Raw genomic sequence first — 16,015 nt, forward strand, 5'->3', positions numbered from 1 at the left:
ATGGGAAGAGTCTACACGATTCGGCTCAGCTTGTCAACCTCAATATATAATCCCCCATCCAATCCAGCCAGGGTCCCGCGATCCACTCCCGGAAGGGGTAGTGCTGGTACTGCGGGACCATGCGGATGGACCGGACGGCCGCGTCCTTGACGCTCCGGGTGAAGACGTCGAAATCGTCGAAGGACGGATTGCAGAAGAACTGGGGAACCAGTCTGGAATCCCCTTGGGTCAACTCCTGGAGGATCAGATTCCCGTCCATGGAATCGTAGGTGGCGCCGTTGGGATGCCAGACGAGAGCCCGGTTCACGCCGGCGCGGGCCATCTCCTCGAAGAGCTGCTCCGGGGTGTCCTTGAGGTTGCGCTGGTCGTGCCGGCGTCCCAGTTCCACGTTGGCGTCGAACACGGGAACGGCAGGCTTGAAGTTGAAGTCGACTCTGCCCATCAGATTGCCACTTCAGGTGTCGTCGACAGGGTCTCGTAGAGGATCAATGAAGCTCAGAGCTTCAGGTTCAGAAGCCGGATGGCGTTGCCGCCCAGGACCATCTTCTTCTCTTCGTCGGTAATCCGGCAGACGATCACCTTGGCCAATTGCTGAGCGGCATCCAGCAGCGGCATGTCGGTGCCGAAGAGGACCCGGTCGGCCCTCCCGTTCTTGACGGCGTATTCGATGCCGCCGTAGCGCAGGCCGGAGCTGCAGGTCTCCACGTAGATGGTGGGAAAGTCCCGCACCGTGCGCGCGACCTCGGCGCTCGTGCCGCCGCCGGCGTGGGCCAGAACCCAGTTGATCTTGGGGAATCGTTTCACCAGGCCCTCGTAACGCTTGTAGATGGAAACCGAAGGAGGATCGAAGTAGTGCCTGGCGTGGGACATGATCGCCAAGCCCCGATCATTGGCGAACTCGTAGATGGGAAAGTAAAGGGGTTCGTGATGGGAGACGCGGACGTAATGGGGATAGATCTTGATGAATTTCATCCCCAGGGTCCCGAAGCAGCGTTCCAGCTCGGGGACCATCTCTTCCGGGTAGTTGGCGCTGATAAACGCCGCGCCGACGAAGCGGTCGGGCCACTTGCGGACGTACTCGGCGACCCGGTCGTTGCCCCGGTACGAATCTCCATGGAAGATGCAGTTGAGGCAGGCCACGTCGATGCCCGCGTTGTCCATGCAGCTCAGGAAGAGCTCGGGCGTGTCCAGCATGCCGAAACGGCCCCAATTCCCCAAATGCGCGTGGAAATCGACGACGGGAAAGTCTTTCATTTGTTCGACCTCTATCCCATTCCCAGGAGACGTTCCAGATTGCCGGCGCAGATGGCCCGTACGGTGGACTCGGGCAGCCCCATGTGATGCAGGGCATAGATGTGGATGCCCATGGTGGAGTTGGGGTAGCGGGAGCCGAAGAGGATGCGCGAGTCGTCCATGAACTCCAGAAAGCGGTTGATAGGATCGGCAATGGTGAGCTTGGACGTTTCCACGTGGACGTTGGGGAGGCTCTTGAGCAGAGGAACGGCCCAGGAGATGTTGGAGTAGTGGATCTCGCTCAGGACCACGTTGAGATGGGGGTGCTCCCGGACGGTGTCGTACACGTCCGTGGCGTTGAGCTCGGTCGTGTCGCCGAAGACCGTGTAGGTCGCGGGCAGCCAGAGCGCCAATCCTTCCCGCTCCATCCAATCGAGCCAGGGTCCCACGATCCACTCCCGGAAGGGGTAGTGCTGGTATTGGGGGACCATGCGAAGGGACCGGACGGCCGCGTCCTTCACGCTTCGGGTGAAGACGTCGAAATCGTCGAACGAAGGATTGCAGAAGAACTGGGGGACCAGTCTCGAATCGCCGTGGATCAACTCCTGGAGGATCAGGTTCCCCTCCATGGAATCGTAGGTGGCGCCGTTGGGATGCCAGACCAGCGCCCGGTCCACGCCGGCGCGGGCCATCTCCTCGAAGAGCTGCTCCGGAGTGTCCATGAGGTTGCGCCGGTCGTGCCGGCGCCCCAGCTCCACGTTGGCGTCGAACACGGGAACCGCAGGCTTGAAGTTGAGATCGACTTTGCCCATCAGGAAGTCACTTTCGCTTGAGATCAAGGGGACGAACCGCTCGTCCCTGCCGGATCATGCGGTTTGCGGAAAAACCGCCCCGCCGGGCACGGATTCTAGCAGCCGGGGAGATCGTGGGAAAGTCTGGGTTGGGAGGGGCGACTCTCAGTCGCCCATTCCTTACTCTTTCGTCGGAGTTTTACGACTGAAATCCACCGCATCTGTCATAGAATTCCCACACCGGACGTGATCGTGTGGCCCTGTCCAGGATGGACGAGCTGGTGTCAGAGTTCGTTTCAGTATGCGAGATTGGCGCCGAAATCCGGAATCTTGCCTTCTTTGACCTGAGCGGTCCATTCGTCCAACCTGCCGCGGTCGTTCTCCCAGAACCTTGAACAGAGACGGAAGTACTTGAGCACGACGTCCTGCTCACCCCGCTCAAGGAAATCCCTGGCGAGAGTCATGTTCGGACCGAACGACTGGAGTCCGGGTGAGCCCTTTGTGTTGGCTGCGGCAATGAGGCGGAATTTTGCAGCCTTTGCGTTTCCCTCGGCCAAGGCGATTCGTCCGAGGACGAGGTTGCCGTGGTGGACGCGGTTTCCGTAATTCCAGCTCATGCCGGCTGAGGCGCCTTGCAACAAGGATTCGGCATACTGGCGGGCTTTGCCGTGCCGACCGGCTGCGAATGCGACTTTCGCCAGATCTTCCAACAATGTTTCCCTTTCGCGTTCATTCGAAAGTTCAAAAGCGGTTTCGTACATCTCCAACGCTTTTTCAGCGGACTCTTTCCCGATCGGCTCCGAACCCCGAAATATGTTGGTCTCATACTCGCGTCCTAAACGCTCAGGCCATTCGGGGTTGGACGAATCCAGAGACCGGGCGCGCTGAAGCAATTCGATCCTGGTTTTGCGTTCGCTGAAATGCAGAAATCTCGCCGCATGGCCCAGAAGGGTCACGTTGTCGGGGTCTCCTTCGAGCTGATTCATCCAGGCCTTCTCGCCTTCGGAATAGCCTTCCGGGTCCGCACTACGGATGATCGTGCCACCTGGACTTCCCAAGACCGGGGTCTCCGGTGAGTTCCGAACCAGCCACAGCACGTGCCTGCGGATTTCAGCCAAGGCGGATTCATCTCGGTCCAATCGTCGTTTCTGGTAGTAACCGAGAAGCTGGGTGCGTGAAGTGATGTCGCTAGGCTCGTCGGCCAGTTTCTTCTCGAGCAACTCCGCCTCGTCGGCCGTGAGATGTCTGCCCTTCCATAAGTCATTGCGGAAATTCTCCCGGATGCTCTCCTGAACGACTTGGCAATGTATGCCGGAGAGGCAAAGCACGATGAGAATTGGAAGGAACGACCGAACACCGACGGGACCCTGTGAGTTGGGCATGGTATTCAGCTTAGCGTAGATATTCGCTGCTTGGAACGGGGGAGAACAGGGCGACTGAAAGTCGCCCCTCCAATTCGGCGACGAGGATGTCGCCGCTCAACCGTCACGACTTCAGGGAGATCAAACCGCCGGGCTTGCCACCGGGGAGTTCGGTGTAGAAGTCGCGGCCCTCGTGGTTGATGATGACGAAGGCGGGGAAGTCCTCCACCTGGATCTTCCAGATGGCCTCCATGCCCAAATCCTCGTAATCCACCACTTCCACCTTCTTGATGCTGTGCTCGGCCAGAACGGCGGCGGGCCCGCCGATGGAGCCCAGGTAGAAGCCGCCGTGGCGGGCGCAGGCCTGGCTCACCTGGCGCGAGCGGTTGCCCTTGGCCAGCATGACCATGCTGGCGCCCCGGCTCTGGAAGAGATCCACGTAAGGATCCATGCGGCCGGCGGTGGTGGGACCGAAGGAGCCTGAGGCATACCCCTGGGGCGTCTTGGCCGGACCGGCGTAGTAGACCACGTGGTCCTTGAAGTACCGGGGCAGCGCCCGGCCGTTGTCCAGGTCCTTCTTCAACCGGGCGTGGGCGATGTCGCGGGCCACGATCACGGGTCCGGTCAGTGAGAGGCGCGAGGCCACGGGGTATTGGCGCAGGTCGTCGAGGATCTGGGGCATGGGCCGGTTCAGATCGATTCGGGCCACGTCGTCGTCCAGGTCCTCTTCGGTCACTTCCGGCAGAAAACGGGCCGGGTTGGTCTCCAACTGTTCCAGGAAGATTCCGTCCCGGGTGATCTTGCCCAGCACCTGGCGGTCCGCCGAGCAGGAGACACCCAGGCCCACCGGGCAGGAGGCGCCGTGACGGGGGAGCCGGATCACCCGGACGTCGTGGGCGAAGTACTTGCCGCCGAACTGGGCGCCGATGCCGATCCGGGTGGAGAGGTCGAAGATCTGCTGCTCCAGTTCCCGGTCGCGGAAGGCCCGGCCCAGCTCGTTGCCCGAGGCGGGCAGGTCGTCCAGGTAGTGGGCGCTGGCCAGCTTCAGGGTCTTCATGGTGAACTCGGCCGACATGCCGCCGATCACCAGGGCCAGGTGGTAGGGAGGGCAGGCGGCCGTGCCCAGGGAATGGAGCTTCTCTTCCACGAAGCGCATGAGGGAATCGGGGTTCAGCAGGGCCTTGGTCTGCTGGTAGAGGAACATCTTGTTGGCCGAACCCCCGCCCTTGGCGATGAAGAGGAAGTGGTACTCGTCTCCCGGTTCGGCGTAGAGCTCGATCTGGGCCGGCAGGTTGGTCCGGGTGTTCTTCTCCTTGTACATGCTCAGGGGAGCCAGTTGGGAGTAGCGCAGGTTCCCCTCCTGGTAGGCGTTGTAGATGCCCAGCGACAGGGCTTCGCCGTCGTCCCCTTCGGTCCAGACGTTCTGGCCCTTGTGGCCGATGACGATGGCCGTCCCCGTGTCCTGGCAGCCGGGGAGAACGCGCCCCGCCGCGATGTTGGCGTTCTTCAGCAGCTCCAGCGCCACGAACCGGTCGTTCTCGGAGGCTTCGGGGTCCTCCAGGATGCGGGAAAGCTGTTCCAGGTGGCTCGTTCGCAGCAGGTGGGAAACGTCGTCGATGGCGTTCTGCGCCAGGAGAGGCAGAGCCTCGGGCCCGATCTTGAGCAGTTGCCGGCCCTCGAACTCCACCGTGGAGACGTGGCCGCCCAGCTTCCGGTACTCCACGTTCTGGCCGGCGTGCTCGAAAATCTCCTGGTGTTGGAATCCACCCATCCTCTTTTCCTCCGGGTGTTCAGTATGTCAAATGAGCGATGGCAGGGGGCCAGGTTTCAGTCGTCGACGGCGTTGTTGCCGCGGACCAGCCCCCGCACGTTCTGCACGTCGAAGGCCGGGACCTTCTGCGATCCGGACCGCCCCAGGTCGGTGGCCACGTTGCCGGTGATGGTGATCCGCTGGCATTCGCCCACCGTCTGGACGGCGTTCTCCTGCAGGCCGGTGAAGGAATTGCCTGTGATGGCGATGTCCGAGGTCCCTTCCAGCAGAATCCCGCTTCCCAGGGTGACGTTGGGCCATTCAGTGTCGTGCCGCTCGTGGTACTTGGTCTTTCCGCCCAGGTAGCTGTTGGAGAAGGCGTTGCCGGTGATGGCGATGCGGCCGGCTTTGGGCCCGACCCGGATCGACTGTTTCGGGATCAGGGTGAAGGTGTTGGCCGAGACGGCGCAGCCCCAGGCGTCCCGCAGGTCGACGCCCCCCTTCTGGTTGTGGGCGATCACGTTGGAGCTCAAGGTGATGCCGTAGCAGTCCCGGTCCAGAATGATGGCCGTGCCCCGGCACTCCTCGATCATGTTGCCCGAGACCACCGAACCGTAGGTCCGTTCGATGACCACGCCGTCGCCCAGGTGGTCGTCCAGGACGTTCCCCGTCATGCAGAGGTTGAAGCCGTTGATGAAGCGCAGCCCGTCGTGGTTCTCCTCGAACTGGTTGCCGTTCACCACCATGTCGTGGGCTCCCAGCACGTTCATCCCCGCCTTGCCGTTGTAGGTGATGATGGAGTTGACGATCCGGGGATCCTCGTAGCAGTCGATGAGGTTCATCCCGTGGCCGCCGTTGTGGTCGATGGAGAGCCCGTCGATGTAGATCTCGTTGGCCCCCTCCACCTGGAGGCCGTCTCCGCTGTCAGGATTTCCGCTGATGCGGAAGTCGGCCAGTTGCACCCGCCAGAGGCGCGCCTTGCGTTCCCGGTCCTGCTGCATGGAGCGGACGACGAACGCCGGTTTGCCTTGGGTGTTCTTGTTGATCAGGTGGGTCGCGGCGCCCGAGCCCACGACCCGGGTATTCTCCCGGGACAGGATCAGGGGCTGCTCCAGAGGGAAGTCTCCAGGCGGCAGCCGGACGATCCCGCCGGCCTCGGGGACCGCGTCCAGAGCCTCCTGCAGGGTGTCGTACTTGGCGGCGTCGACGACCGCGGCTGGTCCCTTCGGGGCCTCGCTTGGCCGGGCCTGTCCCCATGCCGCCAGCAGAAGAAACACGGCTGTTGCCAGGCATACGGGTGTTCGGGATGTCGTGCTGCTCCCGCGCATCATTTCTCCAGGAACTGGAAGGCGTTGAGCTTGGCGTTGCGCACGGTGAACCGGAGCTGCACCGGTTTCCCCGCCAGGTGCCCTACGTCGCTCTTGCCTCCCCAGGTCACCAGGTGCTTGCCGGTGGAATCCAGGTTGTCGGCGTCCTGAAGGGTGAATCCCTGGACCGGGGTATGGGCCGAGTCCAGGATCTCCACCTTGACCTCTGCCGGTCCCGCTCCCCAGGTGTGCTTGGCGGCCTGCATGCTCACGTAGAGGCGGTTCCCCGTGAACGTGATGACGCGCGTCAGCACCTTTCCGGGATCCAGCTTGCCGGCGATGAGGGAGACGAAGCCGTCCTCGGGAAGGGTGGCCAGGCCGATGGCGAAAACCTGCGTGTCGCCCCGGTCGTAGAGCGGTTCGGGGCCTCTCCAGTTGCCGCCCGAATAGTAGAACCAGATCCGGCCGTTCTGGAAGAAAGGATTTCGCAGATAGAGGGTGGTCTCATCGAAATCCCCGGTGTCTCCGAGTTTGACGAAGGCTTCCCGGAAAGGGCGCTGATAGGTGACGCCGTCGCGGCTGAACGCCAGTTGGGGATAGTGAAGACCCTCGGTGGTCTGGAAGATCCAGGGGACGCCGATGTAGACCCCTTCGTAGGTGAAGGCCGGGAAGGCGTAGAACTCGGCGTCCGGCGCATCCCGGTCATCGGGGATCATGATGGTCTCCACCTCCGACCAGCGGATGAAGTCCGGACTCTCGGAGCGGCCCGTGATCCGTTTCCCCAGGGGGCAGCGCCGGTGCAGGCAGCTCTCGATGTGGGTCACGTAGACCCCCTTGATGGGATCCCAGCCCATGAAACTGTTGGGTCCCCAGCGGCCCTGCTTGTCGGAGATGTCCATCTCCTGGTTCTCGGGCGCCGTGGTCCACTGGATCCCGTCGGGGGAGTGGTAGAGGTTGATCCGGCCAAAATGGTAGCCGTGGAACTTGTAGTCGTCGGCTGCCGACTTGTAGCGGCGCGAGGGGTCCTTCTCGTTGGGATCCAGCATGTTGGGAAAGCGGGTTCCCGGGGGCAGGATGTTGTTGTTCCGGGATCCCTGGAATTCCACCTTGCCCAGGTTGGGTTTCTCCCAGTTGAACCCGTCCTTGGAGGTGGCGAAACAGAAGGCCATTTGGGAGCCGTTGGGATCGTTGAAATAGTGGTACGGGTCCGGAACCCGCTCCCTCGCGTACCCGTCGCCGTCCCGGCTCCATTGGGTCCGGTAGCCGTCGCCGGCGTCCTTGGTTCCCCTGAATTCGGTGTAGGAGGTGTACCACATCTTGAACAGGCCGTCCTTGGGGTCGTAGAGCACCTGGTTGCAGCGCAGGTAGTTGCTCTCCCAGGGCCGGTCGGCTTCGATGATGGGGTTGTTGGGCGCCTTGACCGCCGGGTTCAGCATGCGCTTGACGTGGTCCATCCGGTGGATGATGTAGTCGTCGATGAACAACTGTTTCTGACTGCCGATATGGGTGAGAGCGGCGCTGTCTCCGGGCGGAGCGGCGTGCGCCTGAGGCCATGCGAGCAGACAGAAAACCAGGGCGATTCCCGCGACTCTGGCGGCCGGGAACGCTGCAACGATTGAAGTCATTTTACGGGCTCCTTTCCAGTGGTCCGATCCGGTCGAAACTATCCAAAGGGCCGGAGAGAGTCAATCTTCCGAAACCGTCGCGGGGGTTCGGCGGCCATCTGCCCCGTGGGCGCGGTGAATGGCGATCAGCCAGAGTGCTCCTGCCAAAATCAGGAGTCCGCCCAGCAGTTGCCGGGAACTCAGCCCCTGCTCCGGCAGAAAGATCAGTCCCAGAGGGAGTACGAAAAGCGGCTGCAGGGTCATGACCATGGCGGTGCGGGTCACGTCCCAGAAGCGGTAGGAGTGAAACAGCAGCGTGTATCCGACGAAGGGACCCAGAAACGCTCCGAACAGTGTCATCCCCCAGTAGAAGGGAGCGACGTCGAAGCGGGCCTCTCCCGGACCCGCGACCCACAGAAACATCATCGCCGACGCGATGGCCGCCCGGTAGAAGACCATGATGCCGGGGTGGACTCCCGCCACCAGGTTCTTGCCCAGGACGAACTGCAACGACATGGTCAGGGAGGCCAGCATCACCAGCAGGACGCCCAGTCCCACTTCCTGCCAGACGCCGGCGGTGCTCAGGCTCCCGCCCACGATCATGACTCCGATGGCCAGTCCCTCGCGGAACTGGAGCCGCTCACCCAACAGGAGACCGGCCAGCAGGATGGTCAGGGCCGGTTCGAACCGTCCCAGGAACGCGGCGAACGGGGCGTCGAGCAGGTCCAGACTCCACCAGAACAGGATCATCTGCAGCCCGGTGAGAACGCCCAGGGCCAGAACCCGCCCCCAGACCGCCCGGGGCAGCCTCAACTGGCGGGTGCGTCCCGTCGCCAGGACGGCCGCCAGAGTGTAGACGGCGGCCGCCGTGATCCAGACCAGGCTGAAGCTGTCGGGACCGAAGCCGGTGACGCCGAGTTTTCCCGTGATGTAGTTGACGGACACGCACAGGCAGGCCAACAGCGCGAGAGTCAGACCCTGCATGACGTTGTGGGAACGGAACGGGCGTAGCTCAGAACTGCCCCAGGTAGCGGTCGACCTCCCACTGGGAGACCGAGTCGTGGTAGGCCTTCCACTCCTCGCGCTTCATCTGGACGTAATATTCGCCGTAGGGGGACCCCAGGGCTCCAAGGACCACCGGATCCTGCTCCAGGGCGTCGATGGCGTCCGACAGGTTTTCGGGCAAGAGATCGATCCCCTCGGCCCTCAACTGCTCCCGGGGGACCTCATACAGGTTGCGGTCGTTTCGGGTGCCGGCCGGCAGCTCGTGCTCGATCCCGTCCAGGCCCGCGGCCAGCATGACGGAGGCGGCCAGATAGGGGTTGGTGGCGCCGTCCACGGTCCGGTTCTCGATGCGCCCCGCATCCGGGATCCGGATCATCTGCGTCCGGTTGCTGGCCCCGTAGGTGACGAACACGGGAGCCCAGGTCGCCCCCGAGCGGGGAGCGCCCCGGATCAGCCGCTTGTAGGAATTGACGATGGGTGCGGTCACCGCCGTCACGGCGCGGGCGTGCTTCTTGAGTCCTCCGATGAAGTGGTAGGCGAGTTGGGAGAGCCCGTTTTCGTCCGATTCATCCAGAAACAGGTTCTCGTCGGTCTCGGCGTCCCAGAGGCTGATGTGAAAGTGGGCGCCGTTGCCGGTCAGATGGGAGAAGGGCTTGGGCATGAAGGTCGCCGTCAATCCCCGCTCCTCGGCCAGGGCCTTGACCATCCAGCGGTAGAAGGTGTGGCGGTCGGCGGTCCGGAGGGCGTCGGAATAGGTCCAGTTGATCTCGAACTGGCAGTTGGCGTCCTCGTGGTCGTTGGCGTAGGGGCCCCAGCCCATCTGGTCCAGGTACCGGACCAGGGTCGTCATCAGGTCCAGGCTCCGGTTGAGCGCCGTCAGGTCGTAGCACGGCTTGTCCAGGCGGTCCAAAGGATCGAAGGGGGCGTAGCCGCCGTCCTCACCCCTCCGGAGCAGCATGAATTCGGGCTCGACTCCCACCTTGAGGACATATCCCTTTTGGCGCGCCTGCTCCAGGTTGTTCTGCAGAATCGTCCTGGGGCAGTAGGGCCACGGTTTCTCGTCCACTTGGATGTTGGAAGCCACCCAGGCCAGGTTGGGACGCCAGAGAATCCGGGTCACGCTGGAGAAGTCGGGGATGGCGATCATGTCGGTGTCGTGCGGACCCTGGCCCATGTTCCCGGCTGCGAATCCGGCGAATCCGGCGCTGCCGGCGGCCATGTCGTCGATGCGCTTGGCCGGCACCAGCTTGGCCTTGGGCATACCCCCCATCTCCACGAAGGAACAGAGAAAGAATTCGAGTTCGCCCGCGTCCACCAGTCTTCGAGTCTCTTCCAGTCCGCTCATGATTTCTCCCCTGATTCAGTTGTGTTTCGGACCCCAATCGTGCCGGGGTTTCCGGTTCTCTGCGACTGCGTCGACGCCCCCGGCGTAGTGCGGAGAGTACGCTTCCGGGGGCTCCGGTTGCAAGCCCCCGCCTCCGTCCGGTCTCTAGTGCGAGACGGCGGCCGAGGCCTTCTCTCCGACCAGCCGGTTTTCGTGAAAGCGGGTCAAGCAAAAGGCCTTGATCAACTCGGGCGTCCTTCCGGTGGCGATCAGCTCCGCCAGGCACTTGCCGCCGGCCGGACCCGCCTTGAACCCATAGGTGCCCCACCCCACGTCCATGAAGAAGCCGCCGACTTCCGGGTGTTCGTCGATGATGGGACTGTAGTCGGGCGTCATGTCGCAGATCCCTCCCCACTGGCGCAGGACCTTGACCTGGTGCAGATCGGGAAACAGCTCCAAAGCGTGGAACGCCATCGACTTGAGCGTGGGCAGGGTGGAGCCCAGGTGGTAGGAGGGATAGGGGTCGATCTCCGCCCCGATCACGAACTCTCCCCGGGGAGTCTGGTTCACGTAGACGTGCAGATTGGCCGAAACGATGACCTTGTCCAGCAGGGGCTCCATGGGCTCGGTGACGCAGGCCTGTAGCGGGTGGCTGACGATGGGGAGCTCCACGCCCGCCATGGCCGCGATCAGGGAGCACCAGCCGGAAGTGGCGTTGACCACGGCGCCGGTCCGGATCGTCCCCCGATTCGTGTGGACGGTGGCTATCCTGCCCGCCTGGAGGCCCAGGTCCAGGACCTCGGTATGGGCATGGACCTCGACGCCGAGTTGGCTGGCCTGGTGGGCGTAGCCCCAGACCACGGCGTCGTGGCGGATGATTCCTCCCGGAGCGTGATACAGGGCGGCCATGATCGGATACCGGGGGGCGGAAGAGGTGTCGAGGGCCGGGACCATGCGCCTGATTTCGGCCGGGCCGATGATCCGGCTCCTGACCCCCATGATGCGGTTGGCTTCGGCCCGCACCCGGAGGCCGTTGACCGCGGCCTCGGTGTGGGCCAGCGTCAGGTGGCCCTGCTGCGAAAACAGCAGGTTGTAGTCCAGGTCGTCGGAGAGTTCCTCGTAGAGGGCCAGGCTCTCGGCGTAGAAGGGAATGGCTTCCGGGGTCCGGTAGTTGGCCCGGAGGATGGCCGTATTGCGTCCGCTGTTTCCCGATCCCAGGTAGCCTTTCTCCAGGACCGCCACGTCGGTGATCCCGCGGCGGGCCAGATAGTAGGCGGTGGCCAGTCCGTGCACGCCGGCGCCGATCACCACCACGTCGTAGCGGTCGCGGAGCCGATGCTCCTGCCACATGGGATCGAAGCGGAACAGGCGTGACACTCGCTACTCCTCCAGTCGCTTCCACCCGTCCAGACCGCAGGGACGGAGACCATGCTCCCTCCCCGCTTCCAGGACCATGTCCCAGAGATAGGCGCCGTACTCGGCGCTCACCAGGATCGGGTAAGTGGGCAACCCGCCCCGGTCCCAGCGGATCAGAAGAACCCGGACGCCCGCCATGGGCGCCGCGGCGCAGGTCCCGTGGGGGCGCGCCTCTTCTCTCAGGTCGAGGGTGGTGAGCTTGGCCAGGACGCGCCGGGACTCGGGTCCCCAAAGCGCCATCAGGGCGAGCCCGTCGGTTCGTTCCAGCAGGTGGAGACAGCCGTCTCCGTCTGCCCCGGACACCTGTCGATGCTCCGGCGGCCCGTCCTGGTAGAGGAACAAGGCCTCTCCGGGCGTCATGCGGCAGAGGCAGCCGGTCCGGGTGCCGGCCACGCGGCCCGGAGCCGGGACCTTCCCGGAAACGCCGGGCTCGAGATCGCGTTCCAGGTCACGGCCCCTGGCCTGCCATTTCCCGGTCCCGCTCAGGTCCGAGAGGACGACACTCGTGCTGCCGGCCTGAAACTCCGCTTCCGGGTCCCCGAAATGGCGGGCCCGAGCCCAACCGGATCCGGTTTCGAAGACGGCCCCCGCCTCCCGCAACCGGGCATGCATGGGGGATCGGCGGAGCGGATTCCAAGCGTCGGGCATGGTCAACTTCTCAACCTTGCGCCCTTCGGATCGTAGAAGGGCGCGGCGTGCACCTGTCCCGGGAGCAGAGAGCCTTCGTGACTGATCAGGATCGGCGATCCATCCGCCGCATCCTCTTCCGGGACCCAGGCCAATCCGATGCAGCGGTCCTGGTGGGGGATCCAGCGGGCGCTGGTGACGCGCCCCACCGGCTGCCGGTCACGGACCACGGCCGTCCCCTCGTGCACCCGCCGGGAGGTCACGAAACCGACCAGGCGGTTGTGCGCACCCTCCTTCATGGCTTTCCGGAGAGCCTGCCGGCCGATGAAATCCGGTTTGTCCATTTTCACCACCCAGCCCATGTTCGACTCGAATGGATTGCTCAGGGCGTCCGTGTCCTGACCCACGATGAAGTGCTTCTTTTCCAGCCTGAGGATCCTCTGGGCCTCGACGCCGAAGGGGGCGATCCCCTGATCGGCTCCCGCTTCCAGGAGAGTGTCCCAGAGATACGCCCCGTACGAGGCGGGAACGTGGATCTCCCAGCCGGTCTCGCCCACGAACCCGATCCGGAGCAGTCGCGCCGGCACGCCGGCCACCGTCGCCGTGCGGCAGCGCATGTAACGGAACGCCTGGTTGGAGAGATCCAGGCCGGTCAAACGGGAGAGGACCGTCCGGGCCCCGGGGCCGGCCAGATTGACGGCGGCAAAGCTAGCGGTGATTTCGGTGACGTGGGCACAGAAGCCGGACACCACCGCCCACCAGTCCATCCACTGCTCCACGAAGGAGATGTTGCCCGTGGTGGTGGTGATGTAGAAGTGGTCTTCGGCCAGGCGGCTGACGGTGCCGTCGTCCAGGATGATTCCATCCTCGCCGCAGAGGACCCCGTAGCGGATCCGCCCCGGCTTCAGGTTGGAGAAGTGGTGGGTGTAGACCAGGTCCAGCAGCTTGCCCGCGTCGCGGCCCTGGACCTCCAGTTTGCCCAGCGTGCTCACGTCGATGACCCCGACGCGCTCCCGAACCGCCCTCCATTCCTCCTCCGGGTTCCCGTAGCTGAAGGGGCGCATCCACTCCCCCATGGCCATCTGTTCGCCGCCGGCCGCTTCGTGCCGCTCGTGAAGCGGCGTCAGCTTGACCGGGTGGTGGTGGGGACCCGCCAGGACTCCCAAGGAGACGGGGGCGACCGGGGGACGCGACGTGGTCCTCCCGGTCTCGTGCAGGGTGCGCCCGGTCTCCCGGGCGCAGGCGCCGGCCAGGAGCATCTGGCACATCTTCCCCTGACAGGGGCCCATGGTGGCCGTGGTGTAGCGCTTGAGGAGCTCCATTTCGCGGAACCCCTCTTGGACCGCGTTGGCCACGTCCTTGTCCGTCACGTCCTCGCAGAGGCAGACGAAGGCCTTCTCTCCTCCCGGGCTCTGGCGGGGAAAGGGGATCTCCTCCCGGTCCTTCCCGGACCGCGCCTCCTCCCGCAGTTGCCGGTCCATCCGGTCGAGCCGTTCCAGTCGCCGGGCCGCCTCACCGTCCAGCGGACGAACGGCCGCCGCGGCCCTCAACCCGGCGGTCCGGCCCTGGCGGAGCAGGGATGGCAGGTCCCGTGCCCCTTCCAGGTGGCCCGCCGCGTGGACGTGCGCCGGAAGGGATGCGCAGACGTGCTGGTTGCTGCCGGTGTCGAAACGCGCCTTGCCCCCCTCCTGGCGCGGGAGTTCGATGGCCGGCGACCAGGGCGAGCAGAGGCAGACCAGGTCGCATTTATAGGTGGCCACCCGGTGCCGGTTCGAAACACCCCCAGCCGGGCCGACGGCCACTCTCAGCGCCTCGACTTTCCGCCTTCCCTGGGCCGCAACCGGATGGGATGCGCGGAGATGGTGCACGCCCAGATCGGCGAGGCGGCCGGCGGAGGGGCTTGCGGACGGATCGGAGCGCCGGTCCACCACCACCGACAGCTCGACCCCGGCATCGTGGAGCTCCAGCGCCAGCTCCAGACCTTCGTCGTCCGAGACCACCACCGCGGCGCGGGTCCCGGGCCGGACCCGGTACAGGTTCAGGAGTTTCCGGACCCCGGAGCCCAGCATCACGCCCGGCAGGTCGTTGCCGGCGAACAGGAGGGGATACTCATGGTTGCCCGTCGCCGCCACCAGTTGGTCGTACCGGAGATGGATGAGGCGATCTCCCCGGGCAATGCTGAGGAGCCGTCCCTCGTACGCGCCGAAGGCCAATGATCCGGTCAGGACCCGAATCCCGGGGTGGTCCAGGACCTTGCGGCTCCAGGTGCGGGCCAACTCGAAACCGGCAACCGAGGCTCCGGTGTCCGGATCGGCGACCGGGCCGGACCGGGACCGGAGCCGTCCCCCCAGTTCCGATTCGCTCTCCACCAGGACCACCTGGGCGCCGGAATCGGCAGCGGCCAGAGCCGCCGCCATTCCCGCGGCTCCGCCTCCCGCCACCGCGACCTCGGTGTGTTGATGCTGGTGCTCGTAATGGGAGGGCTTCCCGTTCGAGTGCTTGAGGCTCCCCAGGCCGGCAAGGCGCCGGATGACCGGTTCGGCCAGCCGCCACATGAGGCGCGGACGGATCAGGGTCTTGTAGTAGAACCCCACCGGCATCAGAGCGTCCAACCGCTCGATCAGGGAGAGCAGGTCCCAGCGGGGCGACGGCCAGCAGTGCTGGGACTTCACCTCGTCCCCGTCCCGGACCGGTTGCATGCAGGTGCGCACGTTGGGCGTCCCGTTGACGTTCATGAGGCAGTTGGGACAGTTGCCCGAGACGCAGAGCAGCCCGCGGGGCCGGTGATACTTGAAGCTGCGGGAGAAGATGCTCACCCCGGAGGCCAACAGGGCCGAGGCCACCGTGTCTCCGGGATGGGCTTCGCAGGTCTTGCCGTCGAAGCGGAAGGAGATCCGCCGGCCGCGGTCCAGGAGCTCTCCCGGTTTCGGATCCAGTCGCCGCATGGAGCCTTTCAACTTCCGCCGGGTCCGGTCCCGGGCTCTCCCAACTCATGGGGCCAGAAGCTGGAGACCACTTGGTTGGAGGCGACGACGCGCCTGGCCAGGAACCAGCAGCGGCATCCCATGGAGTGGAGCCACCACTCCAGTTCCTCTCCCGGGTGGTTCTTCCTGAAATAGCGGTAGCGGGCCCAGTCCCGCTCCGGCGCCCCTTGCGCCGGCCGCTTCTGGTATTCCCCCGCGCAGTGAAACTCGTAGGCCGAACGGGGTCCGCAATTGGGACAGTTCATCAAAAAGGACAAACGCGACTCCCGTTAGAGAAATGCTCCCCCACCGGCCGGTAGCTGGCGAAATCCCGGTAGAATAAGAATGGAGCGGCGGTTTCCCAACCGCCGAACGCCGGTGTGGCAACTGGGTGCCGACGACCGTGCGATCGGAAATCGCCCCTCCCATAGGAGCGGCGGTTTCCTAACCGCCGAACTCCGGTGTGACGAACTGGGCGCCGACGACTGGGCGATTGGAAGTCGCCCCTCCCATAGGAGCGGCGGTTTCCCAACCGCCGAACGCCAGTGTGACGAACTGGGCGCCGAAGACCGGGCGATTGGAAATCGCCCCTCCCATAGGAGCGGCGGTTTCCTAACCGCCGAACTCCGGTGTG

The 16,015-nt window shown here is 64.6% G+C and carries 12 protein-coding genes and 1 pseudogene; all 13 read right to left on the reverse strand.

The genetic code is table 11. The features are described from left to right. Positions 1–25: 25 nt before the first annotated feature. Complete coding sequence (locus OXT71_15260) at positions 26–442, reverse strand: hypothetical protein (GenBank protein MDE2927752.1); 417 nt, start codon at positions 440–442, stop codon at positions 26–28. A gap of 53 nt (positions 443–495) precedes the next feature. Further along, complete coding sequence (locus OXT71_15265) at positions 496–1,254, reverse strand: amidohydrolase family protein (protein MDE2927753.1); 759 nt, start codon at positions 1,252–1,254, stop codon at positions 496–498. 11 nt (positions 1,255–1,265) lie between these two features. Further along, the gene (locus OXT71_15270) at positions 1,266–2,045 is read right to left on the reverse strand and encodes an amidohydrolase family protein (GenBank protein ID MDE2927754.1); all 780 of its coding nucleotides are present in this window, start codon (positions 2,043–2,045) and stop codon (positions 1,266–1,268) included. 275 nt (positions 2,046–2,320) lie between these two features. Next, positions 2,321–3,244, reverse strand: coding sequence for an RNA polymerase subunit sigma-24 (locus OXT71_15275; GenBank protein ID MDE2927755.1), 924 nt, complete (start codon positions 3,242–3,244; stop codon positions 2,321–2,323). A gap of 265 nt (positions 3,245–3,509) precedes the next feature. Next, positions 3,510–5,084: pseudogene (locus tag OXT71_15280) on the reverse strand (fumarate hydratase). A gap of 128 nt (positions 5,085–5,212) precedes the next feature. After that, the gene (locus tag OXT71_15285) at positions 5,213–6,466 is read right to left on the reverse strand and encodes a right-handed parallel beta-helix repeat-containing protein (protein MDE2927756.1); all 1,254 of its coding nucleotides are present in this window, start codon (positions 6,464–6,466) and stop codon (positions 5,213–5,215) included. Beyond that, positions 6,463–8,067, reverse strand: a complete 1,605-nt coding sequence (locus tag OXT71_15290; protein ID MDE2927757.1) for a hypothetical protein — start codon at positions 8,065–8,067, stop codon at positions 6,463–6,465. The genes OXT71_15285 and OXT71_15290 overlap by 4 nt, the downstream gene beginning before the upstream one ends. A 60-nt stretch (positions 8,068–8,127) precedes the next feature. After that, on the reverse strand, positions 8,128–9,030 hold the full coding sequence (locus tag OXT71_15295; GenBank protein ID MDE2927758.1) for a DMT family transporter: 903 nt from the start codon (positions 9,028–9,030) through the stop codon (positions 8,128–8,130). Positions 9,031–9,058: 28 nt separating this feature from the next. Further along, positions 9,059–10,396, reverse strand: a complete 1,338-nt coding sequence (gene glnT, locus OXT71_15300) for a type III glutamate--ammonia ligase (GenBank protein MDE2927759.1) — start codon at positions 10,394–10,396, stop codon at positions 9,059–9,061. A 144-nt stretch (positions 10,397–10,540) separates the two neighbouring features. Beyond that, positions 10,541–11,752 (reverse strand): FAD-dependent oxidoreductase, encoded by a 1,212-nt coding sequence (locus tag OXT71_15305; GenBank protein MDE2927760.1) that lies wholly within the window; start codon positions 11,750–11,752, stop codon positions 10,541–10,543. Between the two features lie 3 nt (positions 11,753–11,755). Continuing rightward, entirely contained in the window at positions 11,756–12,439 is a 684-nt protein-coding gene (locus OXT71_15310; GenBank protein ID MDE2927761.1) for a hypothetical protein, read from the reverse strand. Positions 12,440–12,441: 2 nt separating this feature from the next. Beyond that, on the reverse strand, positions 12,442–15,363 hold the full coding sequence (locus OXT71_15315; protein MDE2927762.1) for a 2Fe-2S iron-sulfur cluster-binding protein: 2,922 nt from the start codon (positions 15,361–15,363) through the stop codon (positions 12,442–12,444). Between the two features lie 8 nt (positions 15,364–15,371). Further along, positions 15,372–15,659, reverse strand: coding sequence for a sarcosine oxidase subunit delta (locus tag OXT71_15320; GenBank protein ID MDE2927763.1), 288 nt, complete (start codon positions 15,657–15,659; stop codon positions 15,372–15,374). Positions 15,660–16,015 lie beyond the last annotated feature (356 nt).

Source organism: Acidobacteriota bacterium (genome assembly GCA_028874215.1).
Lineage (GTDB): Bacteria > Acidobacteriota > UBA6911 > RPQK01 > JAJDTT01 > JAJDTT01.

What these genes read in the sequence shown, in the direction of transcription:
- OXT71_15260 (MDE2927752.1), bottom strand. Translation starts at nt 442, where the DNA reads ATGGGCAGAGTCGACTTCAACTTCAAGCCTGCCGTTCCCGTGTTCGAC.
- OXT71_15265 (MDE2927753.1), bottom strand. Translation starts at nt 1,254, where the DNA reads ATGAAAGACTTTCCCGTCGTCGATTTCCACGCGCATTTGGGGAATTGG.
- OXT71_15270 (MDE2927754.1), bottom strand. Translation starts at nt 2,045, where the DNA reads ATGGGCAAAGTCGATCTCAACTTCAAGCCTGCGGTTCCCGTGTTCGAC.
- OXT71_15285 (MDE2927756.1), bottom strand. Translation starts at nt 6,466, where the DNA reads ATGATGCGCGGGAGCAGCACGACATCCCGAACACCCGTATGCCTGGCA.
- OXT71_15290 (MDE2927757.1), bottom strand. Translation starts at nt 8,067, where the DNA reads ATGACTTCAATCGTTGCAGCGTTCCCGGCCGCCAGAGTCGCGGGAATC.
- OXT71_15295 (MDE2927758.1), bottom strand. Translation starts at nt 9,030, where the DNA reads ATGCAGGGTCTGACTCTCGCGCTGTTGGCCTGCCTGTGCGTGTCCGTC.
- glnT (MDE2927759.1), bottom strand. Translation starts at nt 10,396, where the DNA reads ATGAGCGGACTGGAAGAGACTCGAAGACTGGTGGACGCGGGCGAACTC.
- OXT71_15310 (MDE2927761.1), bottom strand. Translation starts at nt 12,439, where the DNA reads ATGCCCGACGCTTGGAATCCGCTCCGCCGATCCCCCATGCATGCCCGG.
- OXT71_15315 (MDE2927762.1), bottom strand. Translation starts at nt 15,363, where the DNA reads ATGCGGCGACTGGATCCGAAACCGGGAGAGCTCCTGGACCGCGGCCGG.